The sequence below is a fragment of the Clostridium beijerinckii genome, assembly GCF_018223745.1.
Classification (GTDB): Bacteria; Bacillota; Clostridia; order Clostridiales; family Clostridiaceae; genus Clostridium; species Clostridium beijerinckii.
On record NZ_CP073653.1, the window covers coordinates 4,143,758 to 4,163,407 of the forward strand.

Sequence of the window (19,650 nt, forward strand, 5' to 3'; positions counted from 1 at the left end):
TTAATAGTTAGTTTAGGAAATAAGATCTTCGAAAAATCAAAGAGTCTACAGTAAAATGCTGTAGACTCTATTTTGGGTATTTTATATACATGAATATGACTATTGATTATAATATTATTATATATGTTGCGATTCACAAGCCACATTCCCCTTGAAGTTTTCAATTTTACAACAAATATTTCCGAGGAAATACCTTTTCCCAAAATCATTATGATATATACTTTTCCATCTTAGTAGCTGCCTGCTTTTCTAGCTGTTTTATCCTTTGATAAGATAGCTTTAATTTTTCCTGAACGACATAATATTTTCTATGTTCTATATGAACAATTTTTATAATGTCGCTTTCTTCTTCTGTCAATATAGTAAGCGCATTTTCTATCCTTTTTAATTCTCTTTTCTTATTTGCTTGCTCCTTATATAAATCTTCTTTTCTTTCCATTAACTTTTCTGCTTGCTGCTCCACACTTGAAGTAATCTTATAAGTTTTTCCTGTTCTTTCTCCCATCTCTATTCCACTTATTCCTATGATTTCTTCCTCAAGCTCCTGAACTCTTATTTCTATATCTTGTATGTCTGCTAAAATCTCTCTATATCTTCTTACTTTATCTATTGTACTGTTCATATTAACCACCCCTAGTTTCTAAATTTCTAAAAATAATTAAAATCCATTTTGTATATAATAAGTCTCCACATTGAAAATTTGATATATATATGTTGCAATTCACACTGCACATTTCACGATTCACAATTACAGCTAAAATTCTTTTAATATTTTTAGAATTATGCTGAAGAATTATTTTTGCAATATATATATCATAAACACAGAAATTTGGTACATGTTTGTAACCTCAAAGTTCATGATATGAATTCAGGCATTCGAAAATAAAACTGCTTAGATTCTTAATGGGAGGTTGTTCCACTTACTGCTTGTCACATTGAAGGTGGGAACATGCAGTAATAAGCGCAACCTTTCATTTAGAACATTTCAGCGAAATTTTCATAGTCCTATAGAACAAATATGTATTCAATTTCGGCTGATACTTATATAAATTTGATTTTGAACACTATATTATTTCAACATATATGGCTAGATTAATTTAGCTCAAGAGAAATGGGGAATGATGCCACAATTTTGGTTATTAAAAACCATTACAATGATGCATTTATATGTTATGATTTAATTGTAATCATTCCCAATTCCTTGTTTGCAGAGTGATATTCATATATATCACTCCTCCTTACTCATTAGCCTTCTTACTTACTAATCTTTCAAAGTTTCCTTATACATCTCCACAAAATAGATCTCAATTTAATCAAGTTTTATATTCACACTATGATTTATAGATAACACAATTATAAGTTAGATTTATGCTATGAAATATATCCCAACTAGAAATGAGTAATATACTTTTGTGGAATGTTTCATTGGTAATTTTGATGGATGTGATTCTTTGGCTATAAGTTGTTCCAAATGTGCTAGTTCAAAGCTTGTTCTTTGAGGCTAGCACTTTGGGTGCAACTTTATAGCCTTAGAATCCCCCATTATAATTACCCAGAAACTGGAACAAAAGTATGTTATTCATTTCGGCGAGTTATATGCATAAATTCAGGTGTTAGTTGGATTATCTATAAATAAAACTATTTATCATCTTCTACTTTTATGAAGTTTGCATCTAACCTAAACATTAATAAATAAAATCACCATGTAAGTCTCTTTTATAGACTATTAAGTTCAGCTCTAAGCCATTTTAATTTATTCTTTATCAATTCTATTTCTATTCTTAAATTATCTATTCCATCTAAGCATGTAAAATAAGCATTTTCTGCTACATCTCTTTGAAGTCTTAATTCTGCTACATCTTTATTTCCTTTGACTAATTCCATTATTAAGGTAGCTGGATATTTATCTTCCCTAAGTTTTAATATTTCCTCAGCCTGTTTTACTTTATATTCTTTCTCTGCTTGAGCCTTTTTAAGCCCCAAAGTTTTTAACTGTGTATTGCTCCTGTTTAATGCTATGATGCATGTATTTAATCTTTGTATAATTCCTTTTGAATCCATATTATTTCTCCCCTCAACTTTATTAATTAAAACTTTACTCTTGGTACCTTCACTATTTTTGCTTATTTCATTATTTTCATAATCTAAATCATTAACTTCCTTTATGAATGCAAAATCTTTTTCACACTCTAAATCTTTGGTTCCATTTGCACCGCTATATTCATTTTTCAAAACCTCTTCCCCCATTAACTCAGCACTTTTATTCTCTAAGATTTTATTTATCTTATCCCCAAATTCAGCATGTTTTTTAAAAATTATTTTTCCTGGCATATTGCTGCTTTTTAAGCATATGCACCAGTGTATATTTGACATATTCTCACCTCAGTCTATAATTATTTTCCGTGCCTTGAATTTCAACTATAAAATCCTTGGTCATTTCATATATTCTGCTTCCTATTGCTTCATCAAAATTTAGCAGTCTTTCAACTGTGAACTCACTTGAAACAATAACTGGCAAGTGATTAAAATACCTATAATTTATCAGTTCAAACATTATATTTATGTCTGTTTCATTAACTTTTCCTTTATATAAATCATCAATTAATAGAATTTCGCAGGTTTGATATTTGCTTAAGGTCTTTTTATAATATTCTTTATCTAGGATATTTTGTTTAAGGCTTGTAATTACATCTCTATAAGGCATGTAAACAACTTTTATATTATTTTTCAAAAAGTTATTTGCAAGAGCTAAGGCAATATGAGTCTTTCCGCTTCCTGGATTACCACAAAGTAAAATTGAATTTTTCCTATTTGATCTTATCTCATCAAAACTCATGTAATACTCTGTTGCAATAAATTTCATTTTTTTAGAAGTTCTTGACCATTCTTCAAAATTACTAAAGGTCTTTTCTAAATTTTCTGGGTTTATCCCACTATTTTTCCATAACCTTTTGACATTTTCAATCTCTAAACACGAACATGGTGTCATCAGTGGCTGTGCATGAAATTGAGCTTTTATAATATAACCTGTATCCTTGCATTTTTCACATTTAAAATGGCCTGTCTCTTGTGCAGCCTGCACTTGCTTTTGGTTTCCGTTCTGGGATTTTGATATTGAATTTTCTCTCACTTGATCTAATATTCTTTGAAGTGCCTCCATAAATATGCGTTTCCTCCTTCAATGGATATAATCCCTGCCAACAATTCTCTATGCTGTTTTCTAAAATTTTAATTTGTATCTCCTCATCTTGAGATAAATCTTTTAATTTATTTAGCAATATTTTTAGTGCTTTATCTGTTACTGGCTTTTTAATTCTTTCTCTCATTTTTATAAATTCTGATATACTTTCAATTAGAAGCTTATTTTTAGTGAACTCTTCTATAAATATAGTATTCTTATAATTCTTATAATTTTTATTATTCTTGTTAGTTGTTACCTCTTTGTCAGCTGTTTGTGAGATACTTGTTAATTCACTGTTAGAATGCCTGCTATTTTTATCTTGCTTTCCTTGGTAAAGTTCCCAGTTTACTATCTTTATAAGTCTTCCAGTCTTTGTTACCTCTTGTGTTAAAAAATCATATCTTTCAAATTTCTTAAGGGCAGTTCTTACATTTTGAAGTGATATACCATCACCACTTTTATTAACTATTCCCTCTAATGAAGTTACAAATTGACCTGCTTCTGCTTTAAACTTTGTTCCTTTCCATTCCCACTCCCTTTTTTCATGATTTGCCATACTTAGAATCGTAATCAATATAACCTTCTGCTCTAAAGTTGAATTTAACCAAATAGCCTTTTCAAATAAAACTCTATGAATCTTAAACCAGCCCTCGCTCATCTTATCAACTCCTATACCATCTTATAGCTTTCGTATTTTTTTATATATCATCTTACATCTACTTCTCTTCCCTTATCGCACATCCAAAAGGAATCATATTCATATGTGGCACATTTTAAACCTTCTAACTCTTCATTATCTTCTTCGTAATCAAAGCTCTTTAATTCAATAGAATCTGCTCTGCATACTCCATCTTTATAATTTTTACAGGTTCTCCAGTTACACTTAATTAACAATTTGAATTCCCCCTGACATAAAATATCTATCTCGATAACTTTTGTTTTTCACCTCTTATAATGCACTCATAAATTTTGATGAATCTTTTATTATCTACCCTGTTATCTTTAAATCTCTAAATATGTCATCTGTTGAGCATTTATAAATATCTGCAAGTCTTTTTATCAGTGCAGGCGATGGCCTTGTCCATCCTTGCTCTAACTTATAAAATGTACTTTTACTTATTTTTAATGCTTCTATAACCTCCTCACTATCAAGACCAGAGTTTAATCTCCTTAATCTTATTGGTGTTAATTTCATATATTCTCCCCCATTCAATCGACTTTCTCAACTGCTTGTCTGTCTTACTATACTTATATTTTATCAGTTTTTCCGATAAAACAAAAATCCGTTTCTATCGTCAATAATGATATTTTTATCAATTATATCAGTTATGCTTATATTTTCTCTTTTTCCCTTAATCTTCCTAATTAATTTATCAGTATATATGATAAATATGTAAAATTAATAAGGGTTAGATATTCTCTAGCCCTTATTAATTCTTTAATCATATTTATTTTTACAAACCTCTTCCACTTAACCATTTATATAATTGTCTTTTAAAATTCAAAAATTTTATACTCTTGAAGCAAAGAACAAAATCGCAGGCAAATATATTTAAGTTCCGTATTGTGCTTCGCGCTCTTTTCATAGGTGTAGATTTCTTTTTTATTCTTTTTAAAATACAAAAACTAGTCAATCAACCTTTTTTAAGTTATACACTCAAGGAGTACCTCATCCATAGATTTTATTGGAATATAAATTTCTAAAAAAAACAGCCTACATATTTAATGTAAGCTGTCAGATTCTATATAATATGAGGGCAATTCATCTCCTTGCCTTATACCAAAATCTCAGGCGACATGGACTTTTTATCATTTTTATATTCCTTACAATCCAAAATGAAAATTGATACTCGCCTGAGAATAAAGTATGTATATATGTTACAATTCACAATGCACATTTCACAATTCACAATTACAGATAAAATTCTTGTAATATTTTTAGAATTATGATGAAGAATTATTTTTGCAACATATATATTTTATATATTTACATGGGTTCTATTATATAAAACTGGTATTGCCAATGCTATAAGGAGTATCCCCATAAAAGCAGGTGCTGAATGACCAAGTGATACATAGATTTGTCCACCAATGATAGGTCCAATCATTCTTGCTAAAGCCTGAATAGATTGACTGCCTCCTTGAATCCTTCCTTGTTCACTGGAATCCACAGACTTGGAAAGCATCCCATTAAATGAAGGCCCAAATATTGAATCACCAAAACCAAATATAAACATTCCAATGATAAATAGAGGATAAAATGATAACAAAGCCGATAGAGCAATAAAAGCATATCCCATAATCTCCGAACCCATGCCGAGGATCGCTATTTGTTTATCATTAAGCTTTAGTAAAAGCTTTGGCATTATAAGGCTCTGTGAAATGATATCTTGAAAGCCCATAATTGAAAACATGAGTCCGATTACTGTAGGCTCCCAGCTAAAAGTATCTATTGTAAATTGTGAAAAAACTGCTTGCAGAGATCCGTTTGGTATCCAAAGTAAGAATCCTGATATAAGTAACATCTTTATGCTTTTCATAGAAAGTATGATTGCAAGCTGTGTAAATGGATTTAGTCTCACGAAAGTGATCTTCTCTAGTCTATCTTCATTGTGAAGACTCTCAGGCATAAAAAAGATTCCATAAACAACATTTAGTAAAGTTATTATTGCCCCAAAATACATTGGCACAGAATAACCAAACTTAGCAAGTAATCCACCTAGAGTTGGACCAATGACAGTACCTACGCCTACAATAGCGCTCACCCATCCAAAGTATTTAGTTCTCTGATTACTAGGAATTATGTCTGCAAAATATGCAAAAATAGTGCTTATGGTACCACCTGTTATACCATCTATTATACGCCCGGCAAATAGTATCCATAAGGCTCCTCCTATACCAAAGACTACGTACCCGATTGCTGAACCCAAGAGACATACTAAGAGTACTGGACGACGTCCATATCTGTCGCTCAAAGCGCCAAGTCCTGGAGCTGCTAAAAACACACAAACTGCATAAACAGATGTAAGAAGTGTAACAACTATAGCTTGCTCTCCTGGATTACTTGTATAAGGCTGAACTAAAAATGGAACGACTGGTGCTATGATCGTAAAGCCTATTCCACAAAGAAATACAGATATAAGACCGAATATTAAAGCGTGTTTATCTATAATTTGTTCTGAACTTTGTTCATTATTTGATTTAAATTTGGACATTTAAACCCTCCTATCAATATTTGTTATTTAGGAAAAATTTATGAAGTTGGATTGATATAAAATGAGTGAATCATCCTGTTAGTAGTTGCTATTTTGTCTCATTAATAACTATTATTACCGTGTAATAACTTAGGATTTTTGACCATCCCTCCAAAATTGAGGAATGAGCAAAAGCAACTAATATATCTATTACTTCTTTGACCCTTGAGAAACAATTGTTGAGCCTATATCCTTTAACATAATGTTAAGATCTTCTCTTTCATTAACTGGTCCATTTCTCAAACCAGTAACAACAGGTACCTCTTTAACATCAAATTCAAGCAGCTCAAACATGTGTTTAGTATAATCAATATACGACTTGAACAGTTCTGGATCTGGATTTCCCTGATTAAACGTAAGAATTAGTCTTTTTTCAGCTGCATTTTCTTCCTTGAAATATGGAGAGTATCGTGGAGAAAATCGTGCAAACATCCTGTCAATGATGATCTTTCCTTGAGCACTCATCTGCATCATATAAATCGGCGAACCAAAAACAATGACATTTGCACGGTCAATTGCATCATTAAGTTTTTGCATATCATCTTTGATAACACACCCCTGATCACCTTTATGGCAGGCCCAACATCCTTGACATGGTTTGATATCAAGATTATTAAAATCAAAGTATTGAGTTTCAATACCTTGTTCTTTCGCACCTTCGAGTATTTTATTTACTATCCAGGCAGTATTCCCTTCTTTTCGTGAACTAGCACTAATTCCGATTACATTCATACTTTTTCCTCCTTGCATATCTTTTATATCTATAATTTGTTTTGTACTTTCTGATTTCATTTTAAATTCTCCTTTCGTAGCAGATACTTTTTTGTTTACCTCTCAACAAAATCATCTTAACATCATTTTGTTTACCTGTCAACAAAATATCAACAATAAAAATGCAGCCTATTACAAATATTTTTAGGCTGCCTGTTGTTTCATTATAGATATCCAAATTTAAAATTATATTTATGTGTGGCAAAACCGAAATTAGATACAAATTTGTTCCAGCGGACTAGTGAAATTTTCGCTGGATAGTTCTAAGTGGAAGGTTGAACTCATTTCTGCATGCTCCAAAAACAAGTTTAGGGCAAGCAGAAAATGGAACAACCTTCACCTAAGAACTATCACAACTCAATTTCAAATGCCGCTTTCACAAACATGTATCTAATTTCTAGTATAATTCACAAAGATTAAAGTATAGGTATATCTTTTGGGTTGGATATCTATATAGATGAACATATTTACAAAGTTGCTAAAACTTTGAGCTCATATCTTCACTAGAAATCATAAATATATTTGTGTAGAAAACATTTGAAAATGAGCTGTTAAAGGTTCTTAGCTGTAGATTGTTCCATTTTAGCTTGTCAAACTGAAAGTTGGAGCATGCTAAAGTGGATACAACCTGCTGCTTAGAACCTTCAGCGATATTTTCATAGCTTTTCGGAATCAAAATATTTATGATTTCGGTGAATTATATGCATAAATTCAGGTATCTAAAGTGCATTAGAACTAGTTTATTGTTCTTTAACGGAACTTTGCTTTCCTTGAAGCAGTTTTGCTGCAATAGCCGATACAATTGGAACTGTAAGTATAACTGCTAAGCTCCCGCAAACAGAATTAAGAATATCAATTGCAACACCGTTTGAGTTAATCAATTGCCTAAACTGTACTTGATAGGAGTACATTAAAATAAAAGAGAAAATGGATTCACCTAGGAATGCTAGGATAAGAGTATTACTCATAGTCCCCATCATATCTCGTCCAATATTCATACCTGAACTGAATAATTCACTAAAGGAAGCCTCCTGATTTTGCTTCTTTAGTTCATTGATTGAGGTAGCAATGGAAATAGCAATATCCATTACAGCTCCAAGTGAAGCAATAATAATACCTGTAAATAAAAGATCTTTCACCTGCAGCTTGCTTTGTCCAGCAATGTTAAGCAATGCATCTGTATCTGAAGATGTATAACCAGATATTCCTAGAATCCTACTAAAAATAAGCATAATTACAACTGATACAACAACACCTGCCACTGTTCCTAATACGGCAGACAAAGTTTTTCTATCAAAGCCACCTACTAAAAAGAGGGTTACGCAAGAAGTTACAATGACAAGTAATATAGTTGCCAAGACATCAGATACACCCATGAAAAGTAATGGAACAAAAATAAATAATACCGTGGTCAAGGTAAATATTATCCCTAGCACAGAATGAAAACCGCGCCATCCACCTACTAAGCAGATTGCTCCAATAAAAAGACCTATAAGTACAAGTAAAGGAACAACACGATATGGTGCAAACATATAAACATTTACGTATGATTTATCATCAGTAGATGTATTAACAGACACCACAATATCCTGTCCATTATGAAGAATAAAATTAGTATCATAATTAAGGGCATTATTAACCTTAAAAGTCTGTCCTTTATATTGCCCACTTTCTATAAGTACATCTACAATTTGTCTTCCAATGTAAAGCCCAGAAAACCCTGATGAATTTATTACCTGTTCATCAATTGAGACAACCTTACCCTTTTCATAATGTACTTCTCCACCAGCTCCTGAACTAAATGGATTATAAATAGGCGTATGTGAGCTAAAAAGTATAGCCAGTATAATGTAAACAGACAAAATGGCAATAGATCCAATAATTTTGCCCCCTATTTTAATAGATGAAATCCAACCTAATTTTATATTCATAATATTCATGCTATTCTCCTACTTCTATACTGCCTTATAAAAAGCAGTTTAATTTTATATGACAAACAGTCCAGTCAATATTAACTGAACTTTTGTCTTTTACTAAGTTATGCTTATTTATTATTTCTTTGTAATAGTGTAGCTATCAATTAATGATTGATTACCAATTGTATAATCATTTGCTGCATAAGTCTTGATTGTAAATGTATCATCAGTGAAACTTACATATGAGTACGATGGAACATACCCCTGCCATCCAACAACACTAAATGAATGGTCAGCACTTCCGCCAATTGTATCATTATTACCATTGTTGAAGTCATAATATTTACTTCCTGTACCTGAATCAAGAGTAAAGTAAACTGTTCCCTTAGGATTAGTTACACTGTCTGGATATTCTTTTTTTGCATAAGTAGCATTTGGATTTGTGGTACCTGGTACAGAAGCGTTGCTACTATTTTTCAAAGTTTCAGGAGCACCACTATTAGGATCAACAGCACTTCCATTTAACATTTGTGCAGTACGAGTATAGTAGTGATCATGTCCTTGTAGTACAACATCTATATTGTATTTATCCATCATTTTTGTCCAAGTATTACGTATTGTTAAAACTGGATCATCAAGTTCATTTTTAGTATTGTGATTAGCTTCACTGTATGCAGATTGGTGCCATGTAGCAACCTTCCACTTTACATTTGGATTAGCTTTAATAGCCTCTGCTATAAATTGATCATGATCAGCAGTACCATAGTTATTTGCATTCAATACCAAAAATAATACTGGACCAGCAGTAAACCAATAGTCACCATCATTTCCATATTGTGTAGCACCTAACTTACTTATATTAGGCTGATTGTAGTGATAGCCATAATATTCACCCATTTGATGATCATGATTGCCACAAAAAGCAGCTAAAGGCATATTTTGCATGTAATTCACTGTAGAATCAGGATTAAAGAAGTCCCTATATTGATACCATTGTCCATCAGATGAATTTGAGGGTTGAACTAAGTAATTATAGTCGTTAATTTGATCTCCCATTGAAAAAAGGAAGTTTAAGTCCTTATTTTGAGTCACTAGTTTCAGCATATTATTCCAGCCTGTTTTATCATCATTTAAGTTCTTGTGACCACCTGTAGCATTAGATTTAGCAGTACCTTTAGAATTATCAAATGCACCAATTTGTGGATCACCAAAAGCAGCAAACGTTACTTTATCTGTAGGTAGTGTAGTAATTGTATAAACTGGACTCCAATTGCCTTGTCCATCACTTACAGAATAAGAGTATTGTGTATCTGGATCTAACCCTTTTACTTTCACTTTATTTGAATATTCGCCAGTTGGAGCACCTGCTGTTTTCTTCCCATTATAAACATCATCCCCATTATTAGCAGGAGTAGCCTTTCCATCAATATCTGTAAGGGCTGCCTCACTCTGATTAATAGATTGTGTAGCTTTTACAACAGTTTGTTCAGCATCCTGAATATCTGCAGAAGTTGGAAATTCTGTACCATTCATATTAGATGTACGTGAAATTTTTATTTGTGTCTTTCCAGAAGATTGTGTGAACCAAGCAAAATCAAGCTCTTTTGGGTCAGAACCAACATTTGCATTAATATTATAAGGTCCTGTAACCTTAGGTAATGAAAAATTCTCAATACCTGATGTACCTGTAATTTCAGCATTAACGTTCCTTATAAAAGGTATACTGACAGACGTAGCCATGACTGTAGCTACAGCAATTGGAAGAATGAATTTAACTTTTTTACTAATTTTCATATAATCTTACCACCTTCTAAATATTTTGTTCTTATATAAAGTTACTCCTTTTATTTTAAATACCAGTTAACTTATAGTTAATTTCACTTTAAATATTATAATTTACCTAAAATTACATATTTTTACTGGTATTACGTTAGTAAGACTACGTTACATACAATTTTATTACAAAGGGATTATAAAATTTCTGGTATAGGCCCACACAAAATTTTAACAATGGCAGATAATCATTCTAGATATAAATCTAATTTATAGTTTTTATATCTATATAGATAAATCAATTATAATGAGACCACTGAAAAAGTCCTCATATTTTTGTACAAATTCTTTGTCAAGAAGAGTAAAACACCAGAAGCTCTTCTAATAGCCTTATAACAACTTTTCAGAATGACTAACCTATAAAAGTGTACAATATCCCCAAATTAATAATACTTTTTTGTCTTTCATTGCCTCATTGTAAGCTAGATTTACACTATTAAATATATACAAAATAGAAAGCAGAAACATTTTTATGCAGCAGGCATTTGAAAATAAGCTGCTAAAAGTTCTTAATTGTAGGTTGTTCCACTAATGCTTGTCACAATGAAATTGGGAGCAAGCATTAGTGATGCAACCTGCAATTTAGAGCTTTCAGCGATATTTTCATAGCCCTGCGAAATAACAATGTTTCTGCTTTCGGTGGAATATCCCATAAATCTGTTTATCTATAATTTGAAAGAAAAAAATACAGCCTATTCCAAGTGGAATTAGGCTGCTTATAGTTTTATTTTAATTATTCAGATTTATCGGACTTAGTATCTATTCCAAGTTTATTTATTTCTGCGTCCAAATGCCTGCTATATTTTTCTATGAAGCCAAGCATAGCGTCAAATTGTTCATCAGTCACTTGTTCAAATACGACTTTATCTCGATCTTGAAACTCTTTATGCAGCTTTTCATGGAGGTCATAAACTTTTTGCCCTTGTTCAGTGAGCCTAAAATAGATTTCTTTCTTATTATCTGGTTTCTGATAGCTTTCTATAATGCCTCTTTGTATAAGCTTCTTTGTCATTTTACTTATAGCTCCCCTAGTCATATAAAGAGACTCTGCAAGTTTTGTCACGTTGGACTCTACGTTTCTTCCAATACATTCAATGTAATGTACTTCCGAGGGATTATATCCCTTAAGACTATCTTCCATCTTAAGTTTATTAAGCCAAGCCATCTTATTAAATACTTTCCTAAAATCCATTAAGACCTGTTCTTGTTTGTTCATGGCCTATCCTCCCACTTTTTGACGCATTAACAATATTATATTACTCTTTTGTTTCCATTTCAACAATATCAAAATAATATTGTAAGAAATTGAACTATACGTATTCTAATGCATGACATTTAGGACAATATTCATTAACCATAATTTACACTTCCTCATAACATAATTTTATATTTAAAAATATTTTTTATGATTCAACCGTTTTTTATTCTTGCCAAAAACTACATGTATTTATGTTAAATATACTTTTTGCTAACTAAAATTTATATATTTATCTTAAATTCAATTTTAATTATATTCCATATCTCTGTATTAAAAAACTACTCTTAAAGTTAGATTCTTCATTTTCAGTTCTCAGAATTACCAATTATCTCGAGCAACTCACATGGCTTGTCTATAATGTAATCAGCACCTTTTTCCTTTAGAAGCTCTCTATCTCTAAATCCCCAGGTCACGCCTACACATTTAACTCCAGAATTTCTAGCTGTCTTTACATCTACTTCTGAATCCCCTACATATATTGCCTTATCAGTAGTAGAATCTAATTCCTTTAAAGCTTTAATCACTGTATCAGGGGCTGGTTTTTTAGCAATATTTGAACTTTCTCCAATTGCAACTTTTATATATTGTTCAAAATAAATCTTATTAAGCTCTTTTACTGCTGCATCAAATTTATTAGAAACAATTGCAAGCTTATAGTTTTCCTTTGATAAAACATCTAAAAGCCCCATGATTCCTTCATATGCTTTAGTTTTATTTTGCATATTTTTTGAATAATGACTCCGAAAATCTGCAAGACATTCTTTATAATAAGCATTATTTAAACCATCAGGCACAGAAAGCTCCATTAAACGCCCAACTCCGTTTCCTACAAAGCTTCTAACTTCTTCCTTTTTTCTAGATGGAAAATTATATTTTACTAATGCAAAATTCACACTATCAGCAAGATCTTCAAGAGTGTCAAGAAGCGTTCCATCCAAATCAAATATAACTGTATCATATTTCTTCATAAATAGTATCTCCTTAAAAAACATATAAATTTTTATTTACAACTTATTGTTAGTTAATTATAACAAAAATCAATTAGGAATAGAATTATACATTGAAAAAACATATATAAACAAAGTTTACAAACTCAAATAGATAGGGATTTTGGCCTTAACTCATCACTTGGCTAACTAGAATTTTAGATGTAGATTTATCATTGAAAAATATATACAAAGATAAAAGAGGTAATTTACATTTTTGCAGATTACCTCTTTTATCTTTATATTTTACTATTCTCTTTTAACCTCATAAAATACACCTTCATCAAAATAAAGTAAAGTATTATTGTCCTTGATGAATAAAGTTATTTTATCTGATACATTTAATTGCATAATAGAATCAGTACTAACACCTATTTTTGAAAGATTGGTCTTATACTCACTCGCCATATTATTTTGAGTTTTGTTTATCATCTTATATTGTGGATTATTATAAGATTCATTACCAAAGGTCGCTAAGTTATTTGACAAACTAATCTTTAAACCTATTAGTGATGTTTTTTCACCAACAGATACCTTTGCATATCCTGCTACTTTTTTGATTTCCCAATTACCATAAAATGATTTTTCATCATTACTAGTTTCTTTATCATTGTTTTGTGAACTAGAATTATTATTCGTGCTATTATTGTTTTTCTCCACTGCAATATTTGTATCTTTGCTATCAGTAGATGAGCTAGCAGTATTATTTGTTTCAGTATTATTATCTGTATTTTTTGAATCACTGTTACTAGTAGTATTATCACTAGTATCTGTAATAGCCTCAGTAGTTGTATCATTATTGGTTTGGTTAGCATTATTTTGTGGTTTTTGATTTCCACAACCACTTAATGTTACTAATATAGCTGCTACTGATAAAATAATTTTTATCTTTTTCAATTTTATTCTCCTTATTGGATTAACTTGTTGTATTTTAATACGAACATATTTTAACATAAACATACACGGCTTACAATTTTTATATTTACTCTAAATTGTAAATGCGCTTTTGTAATAATATTATAAAGTGTACATTATAGAAATAACCTTCAGAATCTCTGCAGGTTATTTTTATCTCTCCACAATTCTATCTTTAGGTCAACATTTTTCTTTCTAATAACTTTATGATAAGGTATTTTCTTTTTAGCCGCATAATCAGTTAATTCTATAGCAGTTATTTAACTGACTATAAACTTATTATAGTAAACTAGAAAGATTAATGAAAATTCATCTAGTTCAATATCTGATATTATTTTTTGAATTTCAACTATTTTATCATTATTACAGATAATCTTTTTAGCAAATTTAAGATAACAGATGAAAACATAAGTCTCATATATACTATCTCATAATATAATTCAGTTTCTATGATATCGCCAGTTTCATTTTATCAATATAACCGTTAAAATTAATATATGTCATGACATTAACTTTATTTAATAGGAAATAAGCAAGCCTAAATAAATCGCTTGGAGGTTAGAATATGGATATAGACTTATTAGAAAAACTTATAATTTTTCAGAAAAATAAAAATAATTTTATGGAAATCTTATCTTATTTTAATTCAAAGATAAAATACCTAATCTATAAACTAAAATATCCCGAAGCTGAAACAGACCTTATCATATTTCTTTATGAATTAATTACAAAGATAAATTTTGATAAATTTGTTTCTGGTGCAGATGCTTCAATGTATATAAAAAGATGTCTTAGAAATCAAGCAATTAGATTATCATATAAAGTCAATCGTGATAATAATCTCCTCACCTTTAATTGTGATGATGAATCATTAGAATCATTTAATGAAAATAATTCTAGCAATGATTATTCAGATGTATTCTTTAATGATTTAATTTCATCATTAAAACCTAGACAAAAACAAATTGTTTATTATAAATTCTATCTGCAGCTTTCAGATATTGAAATTGGTAAAATTCTTAAAATATCTAGACAATCTGTAAATACAGCTAAAAGAGTTTCTTTAAATCTACTAAAAACTAAGTTATATATGGAGGGATGATATTATGTATGATGATCTTATAAAGCTTGCTATGACTCAAGGAATCTGGACATTACTTAGTTGTGTGCTTATAGTATACATATTAAAAGCACAGGAAACCAGAGACTTAAAGCAGGAAGAAAGAGAAAAAAACTATCAGGAAATAATTAAGGAGCTTACTGATAAATTAAATCTTTTAGATTCTATGAATTCAGCTTTAAATGAAATCAAAATTAAGATTAATTAAGCTTTATTTTTCAGATTTCCTTAATATATAATCCAGTTATTTCTTTGAGATGTGCATTAAAAAGTGTTTAATAATATAAAATAAAAGTATATAATCTTTAAACTTTATTGATTATATACTTTTATTTTCGTGTAAGCATAATGCTATTATGTTTATTTTTGTCATATATTTATGTATAATATAATTTAAATAGACTTAGATTGAGGTGATTTATGATTTTAATATTTAAATATTTAGATATTCTTCTATTCCTTGTTTTTTTCTGCATTTCATTAATTTTTATGATAAATTATATCCAATCCTACCGTAGGTTAGTTGGAGATAAAAAAGCTAATTTAGTAATTGATTCACATTTATGCTCTAATAAACACTCATATTTTATGTATATCTTTATTGTATTTCTTATAATAAGAAATATTGCAGAAAGCTTTTCTTTGTACTTATTGTTAAGTAATTGTATTCTTATATTTATTATTATTTTATGTCTATTTTTATATGACAAAGTTGTATCTAAAATGTATTTTCTTGAAGATGGAATTTTTATTGGAAATAAATTTATTGAATATATAGATATAAGAAGCCTTGACTTTATAGAAGAAAAAAATGAGGTTTTCATTGTAAAGATATATTATACCTTTTTAGAAAAAGTTTTTACTGTTTCATATAAAATAAGTCTTAATTCAAAAAGTAAAATCGAGGATTATATTAATTCATTAAATTTTAATATTAACTTTAATGGGGAATAAATAAAACTTATTAAATCCACTCTATGAAAAAATTTTAATATTGGTGAATATTTCATTTAACTTATGCAAATAATTATCATTGAAGTATTAACTTTCAACTATGGTAAAGAGATAGCATTTTAGATTACCCTGCTATCTCTTTTTTATTATTTATTTAACCTAACAATTATTTACAATATTATAGTTTTGAATATTTTTTTATGAAACGCATATACTACTCTCGTAAGATAGTAGTAATTTAATTTCATTAAAAGTGAACCACCAGAATAAGCCCTTATTTTCAAGGGCTTATTTTTGTTTTATTAAATAAATATCTATTCTGAATATATATATTAACTTTTCACATAATAAAATAAATCAATTAATTATACCGTTTAATTAAGAAAGGTGGATGATTTTTAATGAAGAGATTTCGTACAGCATTATTTGCTTTCTTATTAATATTAGTTACATCATTAACAACCAGCGCTTATAGTCAATCTGGTAAAACTCTTTCTCAAGGAATTTATAATGCAAGAGATTCAAATTTATTAATAAGTACTCCTATGACGGTTAAAATTGATTCTCCTAGCGGCAAGGCTATTATATTTATACTTGATTCTGATTATTCCATGAAGGAAATGGTAAAGTTAGAAGCCGAATCCACTGAACACACTTTAAAGCCATTTGATTATGGTTCCTTAATCATAGTCGTTGGTAATTCAAGTGTTACCTTTTACTAAAAGGCACTAGAAATAGTGTCTTTTTTATATTTCAAAATTTATTTATTCATAATTTTATATCTTAATGACGGAAACTTATAAGCATCAACACTATTATGCAAACAACAATATTAGGTATTAGTATGACCAATAAATAATTTACTATTTTTGTTCTTTTATTCCTCTCATCTTTTCCTTCACTTAGATAATTAGCTAGGTATTTATCGCCACTAATAAAGGAACCATTTAAAATTCCACATATAACAATACAAAAAGCACTTAAGAAACCAGATATTTTTAATGTTATATTATAATCATTCATTAAAAATCCTGCTATATACGCAACTATCGCAATAATTAAACCAATAGTAAATGATACCTTCAAAACTTCTCCTCCTCAAGAATTCTCACATGCTTATTAAGGGTAAACCCTTATATTGTAATCATTATAATTACGTTTTAATATACTTGCTAATTATGCATTATTCATAGTAGGTATAACCTTTCATTTTACTTTGTATTACTAATATAAGATTTATAAAATGAAATCCTCCAATTGATAATATAACAAAAATATTAGAAATATTAAAAGTAATTATTACTATTCCAGCCACAGCAAGATACACTGAATTTAATATTACAAATTTTAACTGCATCCTAAAAAATTCTCTTGGTTTTATAATTGTCATTTCTGTTTTTCTTGCAAATCTTTTATTGTAGTAAGTAATTTTATCTTTACACCAAATAGAATATATTAAATGGATTATTCCCATTAAAATTGGTAATATACCAAGCCAATTCATCTCAAATCCCCCTAATAAAAATGCTCTATTACAGATAACCCAACTATGATCTATACTTATGCGTATAACTCGCCGAAATCATAAATATTTTAATTCCGAAAAGCAATGAAAATCGAACTTATGTGAATCCCTTACAAAAATCAAATATAGTCCTATTGAAAGCTGCTAAGAATGGCTTTTTCAATTTCTTTAATAGCCATTTCGTACTCCGAAATTCCACTTAAGACTTTAAATTCTTCATTATCAATAATTGATTTAAGCATTTTCTTTCTAATTATTTTTTGTTCTTCAGGTTTTATTTCTAATTCAACTTTATTAAAATAAGGATTGCTGCTGTAGTCATATCCCATAGAAATAACTTCTTCAATATATGTTTTAAACCATTTGGCAGCAGCTTCTTTATCTCCAATTTCAATATATAATTCAACATATTTATATGCAGCTGAACCTAATCCAATATGAAACATATCCTGAATCTTATGGCATGTATCTAAATAAAGTATTGCCTTTTCATAATCTTTTTCTTTCTTTGATGTCTTCGCCATTATAATTAGCATAAGGATACTATTATTTAGATAATTCAATAATTTATTGCTGCAAAATTTTTGAATTTCTTCTTTCTTTCCCTGCTTTTCAAGAATAACTGGGTATAGAGTTACTGGATCTAAGCTTTTGGGAAGTTCATTAAGTGCTCTTTCGCTTTCTTCATAATTTCCCAAAATCATATTAATATGAGCAATGAAAAACACAGCTATTTGCATATATTTAGGATCCTTACTTTCAGCTACCTTCTTAAACAAATCTAAAGCTTCTTGTCTTTTTGCTTTTATAAACTCTTCTGAATCATCCTCAGACATCATAAGGTATGTGTTAAGCAAACTTGCAACTTCGACTTTTAAACAAATACTGTTTGGATATTCACTTAGGTACCTTTTACATTCTCTCTCACCAGCTGCATACCCTTCATTAAGAAATAGTTTTGTGAGCTTTGATTTTATATTATTAACTTCTTCTTCAGAAAGTTCTTTATGAAATGATAATAATGTATCAATAGATGTGTTTAAAGCTCTGGCTAGAGGTGCTAATATTGAAATATCAGGCATTGAATTTCCATTTTCCCACTTACTTACTGCTCCTGCTGAAATTCCAATCATAAGAGCTAATTCCTCTTGAGTCAATTTTCTCTCTTTCCTTAACTTTAAAATTGTTTCCCCTATATTTAATTCGTTCAATTCTATACCTCCGATATTTAGACTTGAAAATACCTTTTGATAAATTTATTATAAGTTTACCTTTTATAACAAACAATAGAGGCTAATTCACATTTAAATTAAGAAAACTTGAATATCATTCGACTTAAACTTATTTAAAAATATACAGATTTCAATGATAAATTCTATTATTAATTACTATGCAGTACTTACTTAATGGATTATACCTGTGCTGCACGAAGTTTTTTCCACTTTCGAATTTTGCTGCGAAAAGATTTAAAAGGTGCAACAGTATTTATATGAATCCATTTCCAAACTGGCCAATTAGATGGTGTTGACTCTGCCCACTTTCTGCCTCCTGGATTAAATAACTGATCCTCATCAAAACCTTTTATCCATAAAATAATATCCTCTACATTTGAAATATATATTTCCTTTAACTCTGATAACGAATAGTCATTATATTTAGCATAAAATCTTTCATATAACTTTCCTAGTTGATTCCACTTAAAATCTTTATCTGGTGTTATTACTTCCTTTCCAGCCAATTCATCACTTTCCCAGCTTTTAAGCTGCTGCATCCACCCAAGTTGATATGAAATAATTTCTTCAGGGGTTCTATCTATTCCTTCTATAATAAGATTCTTATCACTTTCTGCCACATCATCAAATTCTTTTATAAAAAGTGTTGCTGTCCTTTTTAGTTCATTTATGAAAGTTTCTTTATCCTCATATTGCTCCATAACT

The 19,650-nt window shown here is 29.6% G+C and carries 21 protein-coding genes; 4 read left to right on the forward strand and 17 right to left on the reverse strand.

What is annotated here, in order from left to right; genetic code table 11:
• Positions 1–208 precede the first annotated feature (208 nt).
• From KEC93_RS18815 to KEC93_RS18875, 13 genes are all read right to left on the reverse strand, one after another.
• The gene (locus KEC93_RS18815; protein ID WP_023975178.1) at positions 209–622 is read right to left on the reverse strand and encodes a hypothetical protein; all 414 of its coding nucleotides are present in this window, start codon (positions 620–622) and stop codon (positions 209–211) included.
• Between the two features lie 1,094 nt (positions 623–1,716).
• Complete coding sequence (locus KEC93_RS18820) at positions 1,717–2,373, reverse strand: hypothetical protein (protein ID WP_077869721.1); 657 nt, start codon at positions 2,371–2,373, stop codon at positions 1,717–1,719.
• 4 nt (positions 2,374–2,377) lie between these two features.
• Complete coding sequence (locus KEC93_RS18825) at positions 2,378–3,160, reverse strand: ATP-binding protein (protein ID WP_077869720.1); 783 nt, start codon at positions 3,158–3,160, stop codon at positions 2,378–2,380.
• Positions 3,051–3,839 carry a phage replication initiator YdaU family protein gene (locus KEC93_RS18830; protein WP_077869719.1) on the reverse strand — a complete coding sequence of 263 codons (789 nt, stop codon included), beginning with the start codon at positions 3,837–3,839 and terminating at the stop codon, positions 3,051–3,053. The genes KEC93_RS18825 and KEC93_RS18830 overlap by 110 nt, the downstream gene beginning before the upstream one ends.
• A 47-nt stretch (positions 3,840–3,886) precedes the next feature.
• On the reverse strand, positions 3,887–4,075 hold the full coding sequence (locus tag KEC93_RS18835) for a DUF1540 domain-containing protein (protein ID WP_017213046.1): 189 nt from the start codon (positions 4,073–4,075) through the stop codon (positions 3,887–3,889).
• A 94-nt stretch (positions 4,076–4,169) separates the two neighbouring features.
• On the reverse strand, positions 4,170–4,376 hold the full coding sequence (locus tag KEC93_RS18840) for a helix-turn-helix domain-containing protein (protein WP_012059900.1): 207 nt from the start codon (positions 4,374–4,376) through the stop codon (positions 4,170–4,172).
• A 784-nt stretch (positions 4,377–5,160) separates the two neighbouring features.
• Positions 5,161–6,396 carry an MFS transporter gene (locus tag KEC93_RS18845; protein ID WP_077869718.1) on the reverse strand — a complete coding sequence of 412 codons (1,236 nt, stop codon included), beginning with the start codon at positions 6,394–6,396 and terminating at the stop codon, positions 5,161–5,163.
• Between the two features lie 189 nt (positions 6,397–6,585).
• The gene (locus KEC93_RS18850; protein WP_077869725.1) at positions 6,586–7,167 is read right to left on the reverse strand and encodes a flavodoxin family protein; all 582 of its coding nucleotides are present in this window, start codon (positions 7,165–7,167) and stop codon (positions 6,586–6,588) included.
• Between the two features lie 779 nt (positions 7,168–7,946).
• Complete coding sequence (locus KEC93_RS18855; RefSeq protein WP_241426541.1) at positions 7,947–9,146, reverse strand: YibE/F family protein; 1,200 nt, start codon at positions 9,144–9,146, stop codon at positions 7,947–7,949.
• Positions 9,147–9,257: 111 nt separating this feature from the next.
• Complete coding sequence (locus KEC93_RS18860; protein WP_077869717.1) at positions 9,258–10,916, reverse strand: purple acid phosphatase family protein; 1,659 nt, start codon at positions 10,914–10,916, stop codon at positions 9,258–9,260.
• 772 nt (positions 10,917–11,688) lie between these two features.
• Positions 11,689–12,171, reverse strand: a complete 483-nt coding sequence (locus KEC93_RS18865; protein ID WP_023975186.1) for a MarR family transcriptional regulator — start codon at positions 12,169–12,171, stop codon at positions 11,689–11,691.
• Between the two features lie 347 nt (positions 12,172–12,518).
• Positions 12,519–13,181, reverse strand: a complete 663-nt coding sequence (locus KEC93_RS18870) for an HAD family hydrolase (RefSeq protein ID WP_077869716.1) — start codon at positions 13,179–13,181, stop codon at positions 12,519–12,521.
• Positions 13,182–13,448: 267 nt separating this feature from the next.
• The gene (locus tag KEC93_RS18875) at positions 13,449–14,096 is read right to left on the reverse strand and encodes a hypothetical protein (protein ID WP_077869715.1); all 648 of its coding nucleotides are present in this window, start codon (positions 14,094–14,096) and stop codon (positions 13,449–13,451) included.
• A gap of 583 nt (positions 14,097–14,679) precedes the next feature.
• On the opposite strand from KEC93_RS18875, the gene KEC93_RS18880 reads away from it, so the two are divergent.
• From KEC93_RS18880 to KEC93_RS18895, 4 genes are all read left to right on the forward strand, one after another.
• Positions 14,680–15,216, forward strand: coding sequence for an RNA polymerase sigma factor (locus KEC93_RS18880; protein ID WP_039773767.1), 537 nt, complete (start codon positions 14,680–14,682; stop codon positions 15,214–15,216).
• A 4-nt stretch (positions 15,217–15,220) separates the two neighbouring features.
• Positions 15,221–15,442 carry a BhlA/UviB family holin-like peptide gene (locus KEC93_RS18885; protein WP_077869714.1) on the forward strand — a complete coding sequence of 74 codons (222 nt, stop codon included), beginning with the start codon at positions 15,221–15,223 and terminating at the stop codon, positions 15,440–15,442.
• Positions 15,443–15,957: 515 nt separating this feature from the next.
• Positions 15,958–16,188: a hypothetical protein gene (locus KEC93_RS26590; RefSeq protein WP_236887846.1), complete on the forward strand. Its 231-nt coding sequence runs from the start codon at positions 15,958–15,960 to the stop codon at positions 16,186–16,188.
• Positions 16,189–16,589: 401 nt separating this feature from the next.
• Entirely contained in the window at positions 16,590–16,910 is a 321-nt protein-coding gene (locus KEC93_RS18895; RefSeq protein ID WP_012059911.1) for a hypothetical protein, read from the forward strand.
• Positions 16,911–16,971: 61 nt separating this feature from the next.
• Here the strand turns inward: KEC93_RS18895 and KEC93_RS18900 are convergent, their stop codons facing one another.
• The 4 genes from KEC93_RS18900 to KEC93_RS18915 form a co-directional block, all read right to left on the reverse strand.
• Entirely contained in the window at positions 16,972–17,274 is a 303-nt protein-coding gene (locus KEC93_RS18900; protein WP_077868261.1) for a DUF5316 domain-containing protein, read from the reverse strand.
• A gap of 97 nt (positions 17,275–17,371) precedes the next feature.
• The gene (locus KEC93_RS18905; RefSeq protein WP_077868260.1) at positions 17,372–17,692 is read right to left on the reverse strand and encodes a hypothetical protein; all 321 of its coding nucleotides are present in this window, start codon (positions 17,690–17,692) and stop codon (positions 17,372–17,374) included.
• Positions 17,693–17,844: 152 nt separating this feature from the next.
• Positions 17,845–18,924 (reverse strand): type II toxin-antitoxin system RelB family anti-toxin, encoded by a 1,080-nt coding sequence (locus tag KEC93_RS18910; protein WP_077868259.1) that lies wholly within the window; start codon positions 18,922–18,924, stop codon positions 17,845–17,847.
• Positions 18,925–19,124: 200 nt separating this feature from the next.
• A complete protein-coding gene (locus tag KEC93_RS18915) occupies positions 19,125–19,646 on the reverse strand; it encodes a ClbS/DfsB family four-helix bundle protein (protein ID WP_077868258.1) in 522 nt (173 codons plus the stop codon).
• Positions 19,647–19,650 lie beyond the last annotated feature (4 nt).

Excerpts from the sequence above, each read along its gene's own strand:
- KEC93_RS18815 (WP_023975178.1), bottom strand. The coding sequence starts at position 622 with ATGAACAGTACAATAGATAAAGTAAGAAGATATAGAGAGATTTTAGCA.
- KEC93_RS18820 (WP_077869721.1), bottom strand. The coding sequence starts at position 2,373 with ATGTCAAATATACACTGGTGCATATGCTTAAAAAGCAGCAATATGCCA.
- KEC93_RS18825 (WP_077869720.1), bottom strand. The coding sequence starts at position 3,160 with ATGGAGGCACTTCAAAGAATATTAGATCAAGTGAGAGAAAATTCAATA.
- KEC93_RS18830 (WP_077869719.1), bottom strand. The coding sequence starts at position 3,839 with ATGAGCGAGGGCTGGTTTAAGATTCATAGAGTTTTATTTGAAAAGGCT.
- KEC93_RS18840 (WP_012059900.1), bottom strand. The coding sequence starts at position 4,376 with ATGAAATTAACACCAATAAGATTAAGGAGATTAAACTCTGGTCTTGAT.
- KEC93_RS18845 (WP_077869718.1), bottom strand. The coding sequence starts at position 6,396 with ATGTCCAAATTTAAATCAAATAATGAACAAAGTTCAGAACAAATTATA.
- KEC93_RS18850 (WP_077869725.1), bottom strand. The coding sequence starts at position 7,167 with ATGAATGTAATCGGAATTAGTGCTAGTTCACGAAAAGAAGGGAATACT.
- KEC93_RS18855 (WP_241426541.1), bottom strand. The coding sequence starts at position 9,146 with ATGAATATTATGAATATAAAATTAGGTTGGATTTCATCTATTAAAATA.
- KEC93_RS18860 (WP_077869717.1), bottom strand. The coding sequence starts at position 10,916 with ATGAAAATTAGTAAAAAAGTTAAATTCATTCTTCCAATTGCTGTAGCT.
- KEC93_RS18865 (WP_023975186.1), bottom strand. The coding sequence starts at position 12,171 with ATGAACAAACAAGAACAGGTCTTAATGGATTTTAGGAAAGTATTTAAT.
- KEC93_RS18870 (WP_077869716.1), bottom strand. The coding sequence starts at position 13,181 with ATGAAGAAATATGATACAGTTATATTTGATTTGGATGGAACGCTTCTT.
- KEC93_RS18880 (WP_039773767.1), top strand. The coding sequence starts at position 14,680 with ATGGATATAGACTTATTAGAAAAACTTATAATTTTTCAGAAAAATAAA.
- KEC93_RS18885 (WP_077869714.1), top strand. The coding sequence starts at position 15,221 with ATGTATGATGATCTTATAAAGCTTGCTATGACTCAAGGAATCTGGACA.
- KEC93_RS26590 (WP_236887846.1), top strand. The coding sequence starts at position 15,958 with ATGTATTTTCTTGAAGATGGAATTTTTATTGGAAATAAATTTATTGAA.
- KEC93_RS18895 (WP_012059911.1), top strand. The coding sequence starts at position 16,590 with ATGAAGAGATTTCGTACAGCATTATTTGCTTTCTTATTAATATTAGTT.
- KEC93_RS18905 (WP_077868260.1), bottom strand. The coding sequence starts at position 17,692 with ATGAATTGGCTTGGTATATTACCAATTTTAATGGGAATAATCCATTTA.
- KEC93_RS18915 (WP_077868258.1), bottom strand. The coding sequence starts at position 19,646 with ATGGAGCAATATGAGGATAAAGAAACTTTCATAAATGAACTAAAAAGG.